Source organism: Cellulosimicrobium sp. EB106-03-01-XG111 (genome assembly GCF_058792115.1).
This window is the reverse complement of record NZ_JBYTEQ010000002.1, coordinates 267,028-280,214: the sequence shown is the minus strand read 5'-3', so window position 1 is coordinate 280,214 and position 13,187 is coordinate 267,028. Positions and strand designations below refer to the sequence as shown.

General features: G+C 71.4%; 11 protein-coding genes and 1 tRNA gene. 10 read left to right on the top strand and 2 right to left on the bottom strand.

Going from position 1 to position 13,187, the window contains the following annotated elements; all coding sequences use genetic code 11:
* Positions 1–81: 81 nt before the first annotated feature.
* The 9 genes from obgE to AC3WT4_RS03255 all read left to right on the top strand — a co-directional run bounded on the left by obgE (position 82) and on the right by AC3WT4_RS03255 (position 7,663).
* Positions 82–1,602: a GTPase ObgE gene (obgE, locus tag AC3WT4_RS03295; protein ID WP_074809794.1), complete on the top strand. Its 1,521-nt coding sequence runs from the start codon at positions 82–84 to the stop codon at positions 1,600–1,602.
* A gap of 190 nt (positions 1,603–1,792) precedes the next feature.
* Entirely contained in the window at positions 1,793–2,920 is a 1,128-nt protein-coding gene (gene proB / locus AC3WT4_RS03290) for a glutamate 5-kinase (RefSeq protein WP_108051699.1), read from the top strand.
* Positions 2,921–2,973: 53 nt separating this feature from the next.
* Positions 2,974–4,341: a glutamate-5-semialdehyde dehydrogenase gene (locus AC3WT4_RS03285; RefSeq protein ID WP_492314710.1), complete on the top strand. Its 1,368-nt coding sequence runs from the start codon at positions 2,974–2,976 to the stop codon at positions 4,339–4,341.
* 191 nt (positions 4,342–4,532) lie between these two features.
* On the top strand, positions 4,533–4,688 hold the full coding sequence (locus AC3WT4_RS03280; RefSeq protein WP_167405843.1) for a hypothetical protein: 156 nt from the start codon (positions 4,533–4,535) through the stop codon (positions 4,686–4,688).
* A gap of 43 nt (positions 4,689–4,731) precedes the next feature.
* Positions 4,732–5,337: a nicotinate-nucleotide adenylyltransferase gene (gene nadD / locus AC3WT4_RS03275; RefSeq protein ID WP_031316993.1), complete on the top strand. Its 606-nt coding sequence runs from the start codon at positions 4,732–4,734 to the stop codon at positions 5,335–5,337.
* Positions 5,330–6,370: a hypothetical protein gene (locus AC3WT4_RS03270; protein WP_400112831.1), complete on the top strand. Its 1,041-nt coding sequence runs from the start codon at positions 5,330–5,332 to the stop codon at positions 6,368–6,370. Before nadD ends, AC3WT4_RS03270 begins: the two co-directional genes overlap by 8 nt.
* A gap of 25 nt (positions 6,371–6,395) precedes the next feature.
* Positions 6,396–6,842, top strand: a complete 447-nt coding sequence (gene rsfS, locus AC3WT4_RS03265; protein WP_021482244.1) for a ribosome silencing factor — start codon at positions 6,396–6,398, stop codon at positions 6,840–6,842.
* Positions 6,839–7,519, top strand: a complete 681-nt coding sequence (locus AC3WT4_RS03260) for a histidine phosphatase family protein (protein WP_074809791.1) — start codon at positions 6,839–6,841, stop codon at positions 7,517–7,519. The genes rsfS and AC3WT4_RS03260 overlap by 4 nt, the downstream gene beginning before the upstream one ends.
* Before the next feature lie 68 nt (positions 7,520–7,587).
* A tRNA-Ala gene (locus tag AC3WT4_RS03255) sits at positions 7,588–7,663 on the top strand.
* On the opposite strand, the gene AC3WT4_RS03250 is transcribed toward AC3WT4_RS03255, so the two are convergent.
* Positions 7,652–8,428, bottom strand: a complete 777-nt coding sequence (locus AC3WT4_RS03250; RefSeq protein ID WP_492314709.1) for a hypothetical protein — start codon at positions 8,426–8,428, stop codon at positions 7,652–7,654. The genes AC3WT4_RS03255 and AC3WT4_RS03250 overlap by 12 nt on opposite strands.
* Positions 8,429–8,464: 36 nt before the next feature.
* Positions 8,465–9,639, bottom strand: a protein-coding gene (locus AC3WT4_RS03245; protein WP_492314708.1) for an IS3 family transposase whose coding sequence is annotated in 2 segments (ribosomal slippage) — positions 8,465–9,352 and positions 9,355–9,639 — 1,173 coding nt in all. Because the reading frame shifts where the segments join, the coding sequence is not laid out codon by codon here.
* 607 nt (positions 9,640–10,246) lie between these two features.
* On the opposite strand from AC3WT4_RS03245, the gene AC3WT4_RS03240 reads away from it, so the two are divergent.
* A complete protein-coding gene (locus AC3WT4_RS03240) occupies positions 10,247–13,147 on the top strand; it encodes an SNF2-related protein (protein WP_492314707.1) in 2,901 nt (966 codons plus the stop codon).
* Positions 13,148–13,187: the final 40 nt, after the last annotated feature.

Below are 13,187 nucleotides of genomic sequence, written 5' to 3'. Positions count from 1 at the left end.
CGTTTCCGGCGCCCGCCCCGCGGGCCGCACCACCCGCCGCGACCGCGGCACCGCACGACCCACCTCTGAGAGGATCCCTCCATGGCCAGCTTCGTCGACCGTGTCGTCCTGCACGTCTCCGGCGGCGACGGGGGGAACGGGTGCGCCTCGGTCCGGCGCGAGAAGTTCAAGCCGCTCGCCGGCCCCGACGGCGGCAACGGCGGTGACGGCGGCACCGTCCGGCTCGTCGTCGACGCGCAGACCACGACGCTGCTCGAGTACCACCACTCGCCGCACCGGCACGCGACGTCGGGCACCCAGGGCATGGGCGACGACCGCGACGGCGCCAACGGGGAGGACCTCGTCCTGCGCGTCCCCGACGGCACGGTCGTCAAGTCGCCCGACGGCACGGTGCTCGCCGACCTCGTCGGCGACGGCGCCGAGTACGTCGTGGCCGAGGGCGGCCGCGGCGGTCTCGGCAACGCGGCGCTCTCGTCGCCGCGCCGCAAGGCGCCGGGCTTCGCCCTGCTCGGCGAGCCGGGCGAGGAGCGGGACGTCGTCCTCGAGCTGAAGACCATCGCGGACGTCGCGCTCGTCGGGTACCCGAGCGCGGGCAAGTCCTCGCTCGTCGCCGCCATCTCCGCCGCGCGCCCCAAGATCGCCGACTACCCGTTCACGACGCTCGTGCCCAACCTGGGGGTCGTGCAGGCCGGCTCGGCGCGCTTCACCGTCGCGGACGTCCCGGGCCTCATCCCGGGCGCGAGCGAGGGCAAGGGCCTCGGCCTGGAGTTCCTGCGCCACATCGAGCGCACCGCGGTGATCGTGCACGTGCTCGACTGCGCGACGCTCGAGCCCGGCCGGGACCCGATCAGCGACCTCGACGTCATCGAGGCGGAGCTCGCCGCCTACGCGCAGGACCTCGAGATCGAGGGCGGGCGGGTGCCGCTCACCGAGCGTCCGCGCCTCGTCGTCCTCAACAAGATCGACGTCCCCGAGGCGCGCGACCTGGCCGAGCTCGTCAAGCCGGACCTCGAGGCACGCGGGCTGCGGGTGTTCGAGATCTCGACCGCGAGCCACGAGGGCCTGCGCCCGCTGACGTACGCGCTCGCCGAGCTCGTGGAGAAGGCGCGCGCCGAGGCGCCCGCCCCCGAGCCGACGCGCGTCGTGCTGCGGCCGCGCGCGGTCGACGAGGCCGGGTTCACGGTCAAGCGCAAGGGCGGGGCGACCGACTACTGGTTCGAGGTGCGCGGCGCCAAGCCGGAGCGCTGGGTCCGTCAGACGGACTTCTCCAACGACGAGGCCGTGGGCTACCTCGCGGACCGCCTCGCCCGCCTGGGCGTGGAGGAGAAGCTGTTCGAGGCGGGCGCCGTCGCGGGCGACGAGGTGCGCATCGGCAGCGACGTCAACGCGGTCGTCTTCGACTGGGAGCCGACGCTCATGACGGGCTCCGAGCTGCTCGGCGGCCCGCGCGGCTCCGACAACCGCCTCGACGAGAGCCTGCGCCCGACCCGGTCGGAGAAGCGGCGCGAGCACCACGAGCGCATGGACGCCAAGGCGGAGGCCCGGCGCGAGCTGTGGACCGAGCGCCAGGCGGGCACCTGGACGGACCCCGAGTCCGACTGACCCCGGCGTCGTCCGCGCTGCCGAGGGCCCGGTTCCCCGCGGGGACCGGGCCCTCGCCCGCGCCCGGAGGCCTCGTCGGCGCGGCCCGGGAGCGGGCCGGTCGCGGGCCGGTCGCGGGCACAGGCGTCCTGGTCCGTGAAATCGTGCGCGACGGCGGCCCCCCGGCGGCGATGATGGGCGCGTGAACGCGCTGTCCTCCCGCTCCGAGATCGCCTCCGCCCGCCGCGTGGTCGTGAAGATCGGCTCGTCGTCGCTCACGGGCGCCGACGGCCACCTCGACCTCGCGGCCCTGCGGGCGCTCGTCGACGTCCTCGCGGCCCGACGCGCGGCCGGCGGCCAGGTCGTGCTGGTCACGTCCGGCGCCATCGCCGCCGGGATCGGCCCCCTCGGGCTCGCGAGCCGACCGCGCGACCTCGCGACGGCGCAGGCCGCGGCGTCGGTCGGCCAGGGCATGCTCGTCGCCCGGTACACCGAGGCCTTCGCGGGGCACGGGCTGCGTGTCGGGCAGGTGCTGCTCACCGCGGAGGACACGGTGCGCCGCGGCCACTACCGCAACGCCCAGCGCTCGCTCGAGCGCCTGCTCGACCTCGGCGTCGTGCCCGTGGTCAACGAGAACGACGCCGTCGCGACCGACGAGATCCGCTTCGGCGACAACGACCGGCTCGCCGCGCTCGTCTCCCACCTCGTGCGGGCGGACGCCATGGTCCTGCTCACGGACGTCGACGGCCTGTACGACGGCCCGCCGTCGCGCCCGGGCACGCAACGGATCGCCGAGGTGCGCTCGGCGGCCGACATCGAGGGCGTCGAGGTCACGGGACGGGGGAGCGCGGTCGGGACGGGCGGCATGCTCACCAAGCTCGAGTCTGTCTCCATCGCGACCGGCACCGGCATCCCCGTGGTGCTCACGAAGGCGCAGCACGCCGCCGCGGCGCTCGCCGGCGAGCCGGTCGGGACCTGGTTCGCCGCGACGGGCAAGCGGACGACCCGCCGTCGGCTCTGGCTCGCGCACGCCGCGCGCACGCGCGGCCGCCTCGTGCTCGACGACGGCGCGGTGCGGGCCGTGCAGGGCGGGCGCGCCTCGCTGCTGCCTGCCGGGGTCACGGCGGTCGAGGGGGAGTTCGACGCCGGCGACCCGGTCGAGCTCGTGGCGTCCGACGGGCGCGTGGTCGCCCGGGGCCTGGTCGCGTTCGAGTCGCGCGACATCCCCGAGCTCCTCGGCCGCTCGACCACGCAGCTGCGGGCCGAGCTCGGCGAGGGCTACGACCGGGAGGTCGTGCACCGCGACGACCTCGTCCTGGTGCGTCGGCGCCCGCGCTGACCGCGGTCCGGACGGCGCTCCCGGCGCGGCGGTCGCGGACGTAGGCTCGGACCATGACCACCACCGAGGACGCGCCCGTCGTCGCGGGCGCCGCCGAGACCGGGACCGCCGGAGCTGCCGCAGCCACCGCGACCGCCGCCACGGCCGACGCTCCGACCGACGTCGCGACGGCCGTCGAGGACGTCGCACGCCGTGCCAAGGTCGCGTCGCGCACGCTCGCGACGGCGACCCGCGCGACGAAGGACGCCGCGCTCCTCGCGCTCGCCGACGCGCTCGTCGCGGCGACGGACGAGATCGTGGCCGCGAACGCCGTCGACCTGGAGCGCGAGCGTGCGCACGGCATGAGCGAGGGTCTGCTCGACCGGCTCGCGCTCGACGCGCCCCGCGTCGCCGCGATCGCCGACGCGCTGCGCGCGCTCGCGGGACTGCCCGACCCGGTGGGGGAGGTCGTGCGCGGCTCGACGCTCCCGAACGGCCTGCGCCTGCGTCAGCTGCGCGTGCCCATGGGCGTCGTCGGGATGATCTACGAGGCGCGCCCCAACGTGACGGTGGACGCCGCGGGCCTCGCGCTCAAGAGCGGCAACGCGGTGATCCTGCGCGGCGGGTCCGCGGCGGCGAGCTCCAACGAGGTGATCGTCGGCGTGCTGGCCCGCGCGCTCGAGGCGCAGGGGCTCCCCGGCGACCTCGTGCAGTCGATCGACCGGCACGGGCGCCCGGGCGCCGTCGCGCTCATGCACGCGCGCGGGCTCGTCGACGTGCTCGTCCCGCGCGGCGGGGCGGACCTCATCCGTACCGTCGTGCGCGAGTCGACCGTCCCCGTCATCGAGACCGGGGTCGGCAACGTCCACGTGTACGTCGACGCGAGCGCGGACCGGGCCATGGCGCTCGAGATCCTCCTCAACGCCAAGACGCAGCGCGTCGGCGTCTGCAACGCCGCGGAGACGCTCCTCGTGCACGCGGACGCCGCGCCCGAGTTCCTGCCCGCCGCGCTCGCCGCGCTCACCGCGGCGGGCGTCGTCGTGCACGGCGACGACCGCACGGCCGGCCTCGCGCCCGCGGGGACCGACGTGCTCCCCGCGACCGACGAGGACTGGGCGACCGAGTACCTCGCGCCGGAGATCGCCGTGCGCGTCGTCGACGACCTCGACGCCGCGATCGAGCACGTGCGCACGTGGACGTCGGGGCACACCGAGGCCATCGTCACGCGCGACCTGGCGGCGTCGGAGCGCTTCGTCGCGGAGCTCGACTCCGCCGCCATCATGGTCAACGCCTCGACCCGGTTCACCGACGGCGGTCAGTTCGGCCTCGGGGCGGAGATCGGCATCTCGACCCAGAAGCTCCACGCGCGCGGCCCCATGGGCCTCGCGGAGCTCACGACCACGAAGTGGGTCGTGCACGGGGACGGCCACGTCCGCCCCTGAACGCACGGCCGCCGGCGGGTACCTGATACCCGCCGGACGAGGTCCCCGGACGGTCGTGAGAGACTGGTCGGCGACCGGCGCCCGTCCGGTCCGCCGTCGGGCCGGTCCCGGCGGGCGTACCGTTCCATCGCACCACCCCGGCCCGCGGCACGTGCCCGTCCGGCCCGGGGACGACCTTCGAGGAGGACGTCGTGATCTCTGCCGTCGTGCTGGCCGCCGAGGAAGGCGCCGAGGCCGCGTCGCACCTGCCCATCCCGCCGATCGCCTACGGGCTGCTCGGGTTCAGCGGGCTCGTGGCCCTGCTGCTCGTGACCTACGCGTTCCGCAGCGTCGGCACGCGGCACTGACCCGCCCCGGACGACGGAAGCGCCCACGACCGATGACGCGTCGATGAGCCCGCGCCGGCCCCGCCTGGGGGTGATGGGTGGCACGTTCGACCCCATCCACCACGGCCACCTCGTCGCCGCGAGCGAGGCCGCGGCGCGGTTCGACCTCGACGAGGTCGTGTTCGTGCCCACGGGCAAGCCGTCGTTCAAGCAGCACCAGACCGTCAGCCCGGCGGAGCACCGCTACCTCATGACCGTCATCGCGACCGCGTCGAACCCGCGGTTCACGGTGAGCCGTGTGGACGTGGACCGCCCCGGGCTGACCTACACGGTCGACACGCTGCGCGACCTGCGGGCCGCGCGACCGGACGCCGAGCTGTTCTTCATCACGGGTGCGGACGCCGTCGAGCAGATCCTCACCTGGAAAGATGCCGACGAGCTGTGGAAGATGGCACACTTCGTGGCTGTCTCCCGCCCGGGTCACCAGCTGAGCGTCGAGGGCCTGCCTCCGGGCGTGGTCACGACGCTCGAGGTCCCCGCCCTCGCGATCTCGTCGACGGACTGCCGTCGGCGCGCGGAGGCCGGACAGCCGGTGTGGTACCTGGTTCCGGACGGCGTGGTCCAGTACATCGCCAAGCACGGTTTGTATCGAGGTCAGCACGATGAGTGACAACGGCAGCAACATGCAGCCCGTCCGCCCGCTCACACGGCGCGAGATGCGCGAGCGCGAGCAGGCGGCCGCCGCCGAGCGGTCCGGGCAGGGCGCCCCGCCCCCGCCGGCCCCGGCACCCGGTGCGGGCGGCTGGCAGCAGCCGGCGCGCCCCGCGGCGCCGTCCGGCCCGCCGCCGTCGCGCCGCACCCTGCGCGAGACGACCGGCCCGGCCGACCACCCGGTGCAGCCCTCCGTCGTGCGGCCCCCGGCCGCCTCGGGCGGCATGCGCGGCCTGGACGAGACCGGGCGCCTCACGCCGGTCCAGGAGACCGCCGAGCGCGTCGCGATCCGCCCTCCGGCGCCGACGCCGGTCGTGCCGACGCGCACGTCCTCCCGCCCGCCCGCCGGGACCCCGCGCCCGTCGGTGCCCGGCGCCACCGGGCCCGTGCGTCCCGCGACGCCGTCCGCGCCCGTCGGCGGCCTCGGCGCGGGTGCCGCACGCCCCGAGCCGACGCAGCCGCCGCGCCTGTCGGCGTTCTCGGCCCCGCCGACCAGCCCGGCCCCGCCGGGGACGCCCGCGCCGGCGCCGGCGCCCTCCCCGTGGGGAGGCACGCCCGCGCCCGCTCCCGAGCGGACCCCCGCTCCCGCGCCGCCCGCCGAGGCGGCCGGCGCCGCCCTGCCGTGGTCGGCGATCACGGCCGGCTCGGCGCCCGAGCCCGCGAGCGCGGCGCAGCAGACGTCGCCCTTCGGCGGCGTGCGCGAGACCGCGCCCGCTCCCGCCGGCGGGTCGGACGAGCTCTTCCCCCGCGTGCGCGGTCGTGCCGCCGAGCCCGAGGAGTCGGCCGACGACGACCTCGAGGACGAGCGGCGGGGCCCGTCGTACACGTGGCTGCACTACCTGATCCTCGTCGCCGTCGCGTTCGTCCTCGGCCTGCTCGTCTGGACGCTCGTGTCCCGCGACGACCCGGGCCTGGCCGTGGAGGACGCGAGCGCCTCGGCCGCCGCCGTGCGGACGTGGGACGACCCCGGCACCCTCGACACCGGCCGCTGAGCGGCCGCACCACGAACGGAGACACGTGACCGCCACCGACCGAGCCCTCGAGCTCGCCGTCATCGCCGCCCGGGCGGCGTCCGACCGCAAGGCCGAGGAGATCATCGCGCTCGACGTGAGCGAGCAGCTCGTCCTCACGGACGTGTTCCTCATCGCCTCGGGATCGAGCGAGCGCCAGGTCTCGGCGATCGTCGACGCCGTCGAGGAGGCCATGCACAAGGCCGGGTCCAAGCCGATCCGCCGCGAGGGCAAGCAGGAGGCCCGCTGGGTCCTGCTCGACTTCGGGGACGTCGTCGTGCACGTGCAGCACGCCGAGGACCGCGTCTACTACGCGCTCGAGCGCCTGTGGAAGGACTGCCCGGTCGTCGAGCTGCCGGAGGACGCGCGCGGCGGCGACGGCACGGCCGACGACACCGACGACACCACGCGCGGCGACGGCGCCATCCGCCTCTCGGGGGAGCCCCTGGCGTGAGCGCCGGCACCCTCGTCCTCCTGCGCCACGGCCGCACCGCGTACAACGCGACGATGCGCCTGCAGGGGCAGGTCGACATCCCGCTCGACGCCGTCGGGCAGTGGCAGGCGGAGCAGGGCGCGAAGGCCCTCGCGAGCGCGCACCGCGCGACGCGCGTCGTCGCGTCCGACCTCGTGCGCGCCGCCGACACCGCGCGCGCGTACGCGGCCGCGATCGGCGCGGACGTCGCGTACGACCCCCGTCTGCGCGAGCGCGGCTTCGGGGAGTGGGAGGGCCTCACGGGGCCGGAGATCGCCGAGCGCTGGCCCGAGGAGTACGCGGCGTGGCGCCAGGGCGAGGAGCCCGCACGCGCGGGCGCGGAGTCCAAGGCCGACGTCGCGGCTCGCCTCGTCGCGTGCGTCACCGAGCACGTGGAGTCGCTCGAGCGAGACGACACGCTCGTCGTCGTCTCGCACGGCGCCGCGATCACGCTCGCGGTCACCGCGCTGCTCGGCCTCGACCCGGAGGGCTGGCGCGGGATCTCCGGGCTGCACAACGTCCACTGGTCCCACCTGCACCGCTCGGCACCCGCCGCGACGCCCGCGTGGCGCCTCGTGGCGCACAACGTCGGGGCGGGGTTCCCGCTCGACGAGTGGAACGCGGGACCGGATTGGAATCTGGAGCCGGTTTCTGCGTAGACTAGCGACGCTCCGCAGGACGGGAAACCGCCCGGAGGAGTGCATGACCTGGATCTTCACGGATCCACGGGGCTGTGGCGCAGCTGGTAGCGCACCTGCATGGCATGCAGGGGGTCAGGGGTTCGAGTCCCCTCAGCTCCACCATAAGAGGCTTACTGCAATCGGCGTCCTCGTAAACGCCGCCAGGCAGGTCAAGCCAGAGATTTTGTAGTTCAGCCAGGCCGCCCTTCGGGGCGGCTTTTGGCGTTTCTGGGCCGGTGTGGCGGCCTGCGCGGCATGACGGGCCTGGCCGGGTGTTGCGCCCGCTGTGAGGGCCTCCCAGCCGCGTTGAGCGGCGAGGAGTTCCCGGAGCGGCGAGCGGATGTCGTCTCCGACGACCTCGTCGTGGGCGACGTAGACGTGGGCGAAGATCGCCTGGTTGAGCTTGCGGCGGGTGGCTTCGCTGGCGTGGAGGTACAGCTCGTAGGGGTTCTCGAGCAGGTTCAGGTGCGCGTCGAGGAACGCGCGGCCGCTGGAGAGGTCGCCGTGTACCTGGCTGAGCTGGTCAGTGACGCGCTGCCGGTCGCGGGCGATCTCGCGGAGCCGCTGCCGGATGCGCTCCTGCGGGAGTGAACCGTCGGCGGCGAGGTCGAGGAGGTTGTCCTCCTTGGTTGCGAGCTGCGCCAGCTGATCCTCCAGGTTCTTGCGGAGCAGTTGCTGCGCGGCGACCTGGTCGTTCAGCGCTGCCTCGATGTGGCTGCGGACAGCTGTGACGAATGCCGGGCTGAGGCGGATGGTCTTGTAGTGCTCGGCGACGGCGTCCTCGACGCGGTCGATGCTGGAGTACGGGGCGTCGCAGACGTGGTCTTGCACGCCTCGGCAGAAGAAGTACCCGTAGTCGGCGGTGCCGTGCCTGCCGGTGGTGCGCATGAGGATGGGGCTGCTGCACGATTCCGTGACAGTTGGTTAGGCAGCTTGGTCGGCGGCCTGGCTCATGATGATCTCGAACTCGATCGGGGTCAATCGTGCGAGTCTGGCCTGGCGTCGGCGACGGTGGTAGGTCCGTTCGATCCAGGTCACGATCGCGATCCGCAGCTCCTCTCGGCTGGTCCATCTCTGCCGGTCCAGGACGTTGCGCTGAAGCAGGCTGAAGAAGCTCTCCATGGCGGCGTTGTCACCGGCTGATCCGACCTGGCCCATGGATCCGCGCATCTGGTGGCGCCAGAGGGACTGCTGCAGCTTTCGGCTTCGAAACTGGCCGCCGCGGTCCGAGTGCAGGGTGCAGCCGGCCACGCGCACCCCGCGGCGCGAGACCGCCGATTCCAGGGCGTCGACGGCCAGCTGGGACGTCATGCGATCGGCGATGGAGTACCCCACGATCCGGTTCGACCACACGTCCTTGACCGCACACAGGTAGACCTTGCCTTCGCCGGTGGGATGCTCGGTGATGTCCGTCAACCACAACCGGTTCGGGCCAGGCGCCGTGGATTCGCGACGCACCAGGTCATCGGGCGCGCCGGGCCGCCCATTCTTCCCGCGGCGCTTCTTTCCGAACGCGCACCACCACTGGTTCGCCGAGCAGATCTTCCACACCGTGTGCTCACTGACCTTGTTCCCGGCGGCGTTCACCTCGTCGAACAGCAGCCGGTAGCCGAACTCGGGGTCCTCACGGTGGGCATCGAAGACCGCGTTCGCGAGGTACGCCTCCTTGAGCTCGCCGCCGGTGACCGGCTGGGCGAGCCAGGCGTAGTAGTGCTGGCGGTGGAGCTTGAGCACCCGGCACGCCACCGCGACCGGCACCCTGATCGGGGCACCGGCCGCGGCGAGCTCTCTCACGAGCGGGTAGAGCCTTTTCCCGGCAGCTGAGCCTGGGACAGGTGCGCCGCCGCCCGCCGCAGGACCTCGTTCTCCTGCTCCAGCAACCGAATCCGACGTCGAGCCTCACGCAACTCCCGTGCGTGCTCCGAGGTGACGCCGGGCTTCACGCCGTCCTCGACATCGGCGGCACGCAACCACTTCGTGATCGTCATCTCATGGACCCCGAAGTCCTGGGCGATCTGCGCCAGCGTCACACCGGGACCACGGTTCCGGGCGACCCGCACGACGTCCTCACGAAACTCACGGGGATAGGGCTTGGGCACAGCAACATCCTTCCAGCCTGCTCGGCGAGCAAGCGATCTCAGATGTCACAGATCCGTGCAGCAGCCCCGTCAGGATCAGGAGCACCATCGCCCCGAACAGAAACCAGCCGACTGGCGTGAGATCGGGCGCGAGACGCACTACGCGCGGACTCCCGAATCACCCCCTCGTGAGACGAGGATGCATGAACTGCTGGAGATGGTGTGGTGGAAAGCCAGACGCATTACTGCTCTGGAATATAACACGAATCGATTACTGAGAAAATACTGAAAGCGCCTTTCGTCAGGCATTTATCCGTGGCTTTGCGATATTCCTATTCCGGCAAATTGCGGATTATGAGAGAATAGAAGGTAGATCGCAGCGTCCCGGTCGAGCCGTCCGGCTCCCGCCTGCGACAGCTCGACCCGCCCGAGCGGCGCGGCACCCTAGCAGTGTCGGAGGCTGCCGGTAGCGTGGGACACGGCACTATGAGCACAACTTAAGACGCGCCCTCGGCGCGGAGGAGCACAACCCGATGAAGCGCAGAGCGGCACGATCACCCCGCCGCGGCGACCGGCTGGTCGCCGCGGCTTCGTTGCGCTCCGAGGGCGTCGAGCGGAGGTCTCATCGATGAACCTCCCGTTGACCGACTACCAGGCGAAGTATTACGCGCACGAGCTGCAGCGTAGCTACGCGAACGATCACGTCGGCAAACTCGCCGGGCTCCTGTTCGACGCCCAGGTGGAGCCGAAGCCGCACCAAATCGACGCCGCCCTGTTCGCTCTGCAGACACCGTTCCTGCCGGGCGTGATCCTCGCTGATGAGGTTGGCCTCGGTAAGACGATAGAGGCGGGCATCGTCATCTCGCAGTACTGGGCGGAGCGCCGCCGCAGCATCCTGATCGTTGCCCCGTCAAGCCTGCGGCAGCAATGGCAGCAGGAGTTGTACGAGAAGTTCCTGATCCCGTCCGCCATCCTCGATCCGAAGTCGAAGGACTCGCTGCTTGCTGCAGCAGGCGGACGCTCGGCACAGGTGCTGATCTGTTCCTACGAGTTCGCGCTCCGCCACGAGACCTCGCTGCTCAGGGCGTGGGATCTCGTCGTCGCAGACGAGGCGCACCGGCTGCGCAACTACTGGACGGGCAAGACCAAGGCCGCTGAGGCGGTGGCACACGTCGTGTCAGGTGCGCACAAGACGGTGCTGCTGACGGCGACGCCGCTACAGAACAAGCTCGAGGAACTGTACGGGCTGGTGTCGATCTTCGACCCGAACTACTTTTACTCGCTCGATGCGTTCCGCGAGCGGTACGTCAAGAACCGCGACCTGGGTGGCGATGACGACCTGGTGGAGCGTGTCGCGACCGTCTCGAAGCGCACGCTGCGGCGCGACGCTGACAAGTACATTCACTTCACCAAGCGCCTGCCCCTGACGGTCGAGTTCACGCCGTCGCCGGATGAGGCGCGGCTCTACGACCTCGTGAACGACTACCTGCAGCGTGATGAGCTGTTCGCCTTCGCGGGCAGCCAGCGTCACCTCTCTGCCCTGATCATCCGTAAGCGCCTCGGATCATCGACCTACGCGGTCGCGAGCACGCTGGAGAACATCGCGAACCGCCTGGCTGACGAGGTTGCGGTCGGGCAGCGCCGCGATGGTCGTGGTGGCCTCGTGGCAGCCGACTTCGCCATCGACGATGAGATCACCAGCGAGGAGCTGGAGGAGGCCGAGGAGATCGAGGGAACCGCCAACGGCTCCCGCCCGTCGTCGTTGCCGCTTGACGAGTCGCTACTGGAGGCGATGCGTGCTGAGGTTGCCGAGCTGCGCGAGTACGCGGCGCTTGCCCGTTCGATCACGGAGAACCAGAAGGCCGTCAAGCTCGGTGAGGCACTCGACCTGGGCTTCGAGCGGCTCCGCGAGTTGGGCGCTCCCCAGAAGGCCATCATCTTCACCGACTCGACCAAGACGCAGGAGTACATCGCTCGTTCCCTGCGTGAGGCCGGGCGTGGCGACGGACTCGTCTTGTTCAACGGCTCGAACAATGGGCCGGAGCAGACCGCGATCTACCAGGACTGGCTCAAGGCCAACCAAGACGGCGACCTGATTACCGGCATTGCCGCCGTGGATCGCCGCAAGGCGCTGGTGGATTACTTCCGCACCGAGGGAACGATCATGATCGCGACCGAGGCCGCTGCCGAGGGCATCAACCTGCAGTTCTGCTCGATGCTCGTCAACTACGACCTGCCGTGGAACCCGCAGCGCGTCGAGCAGCGCATCGGTCGCGTGCACCGTTTCGGGCAGAAGCACAACGTCGTCGTCGTGAACTTCTCGAACAAGGGCAACATTGCCGAGCAGCGCATCCTGGAACTGCTGACGAACAAGTTCCAGCTGTTCTCCAGCGTGTTCGGTGCAAGCGACGAGGTGCTCGGCGCGATCGAGGACGGGCTGGACTTCGAGAAGACGATCAGCGACATCCTCACCCGCTGCCGAACCGCCGACGAGCTGGACGCCGCGTTCCGCGAGCTCGAGGGGCAGTACGCGGGCGAGATCTCGCGCGAGATGGCCAGCGCCAAGGCGAAGGTCTTCGACAACCTCGACCCGCACGTCCAGGATCGCCTCAAGGCGTATGACACGCAGTCCGGCGAGGTGCTCAACAAGTTCGAGCGCCTGCTGCTCGCGGTAACCCGGTATGAGCTGGATCGATTCGCCACCTTCGAGGGCGACGGCCGCACGTTCGTGCTGACCGAGGCGTCGGTCAGGGAGGCGCCGACCGGGCGCTACTTCTTCAAGTCGCAGCCGCTCGACAACGCCCACCAGTACCGCTACGCGAGCCCACTGGCCCAGTACGTCGTCGACACGTCGAAGGGACATGAGACCCCGGCACGTGAGCTGACCTTCTCGCTTGGACAGTCAGACCGCGTCAGCAGCGCGATCCGGGCACTGGAGGGCACCAGCGGCGAGCTGACTGTGAACCTCGCGACCTTCCGCATGAAGGCCCGCGACGAGGATGTCTCCGAGTCCTACATGCTGGCCGGTGCCCTGACCGATGACGGCCAGTGGCTCGACGAGGAGTACGTCGCGGACATCCTCGACCTGGCCTGCATCTCAGTCGGCGAGCAGCCCGTTGCGATCGACGCGGCACGCTTCGCGCCGCACCTTGATGCACGACGGGCGGAGCTGGAGAAAGAAGTCCAGGGCCGCAACTCCCGCTACTACGACCAGCAGGAGGAGCTGCTCTACCGCAACCAGCAGGATCGCAAGGCCGAGCACGAGGGTGCCATCCGCGACTACCGGGCGAAGGAGAAGGAAGCCCGCAGGCTCGCCCGGCAGGCCGATGATCCGATGGAGCAGCTGCGGTTCAAGAAGGAAGCCCGCAAGTGGGAGCAGCGTGCCGAGGAGGCCGACGAGGACTTCCGGGACACGCGCAAAAAGCTCCGCGCCGAGGCTGACAAATACCTGGAACTGATCGAGCAGTCGCTCCAGGGAACCCAGGAGACCGAGCACCTGTTCACGATCCGATGGCGGATCGCCACATAGACCACCGGGCATTCACAAACCCGACACGAATTGTTAAAAT

Coding starts and splice junctions, on each gene's coding strand:
- obgE (WP_074809794.1), top strand. CDS start 82: ATGGCCAGCTTCGTCGACCGTGTCGTCCTGCACGTCTCCGGCGGCGAC.
- AC3WT4_RS03285 (WP_492314710.1), top strand. CDS start 2,974: ATGACCACCACCGAGGACGCGCCCGTCGTCGCGGGCGCCGCCGAGACC.
- nadD (WP_031316993.1), top strand. CDS start 4,732: ATGAGCCCGCGCCGGCCCCGCCTGGGGGTGATGGGTGGCACGTTCGAC.
- AC3WT4_RS03270 (WP_400112831.1), top strand. CDS start 5,330: ATGAGTGACAACGGCAGCAACATGCAGCCCGTCCGCCCGCTCACACGG.
- AC3WT4_RS03250 (WP_492314709.1), bottom strand. CDS start 8,428: ATGCGCACCACCGGCAGGCACGGCACCGCCGACTACGGGTACTTCTTC.
- AC3WT4_RS03240 (WP_492314707.1), top strand. CDS start 10,247: ATGAACCTCCCGTTGACCGACTACCAGGCGAAGTATTACGCGCACGAG.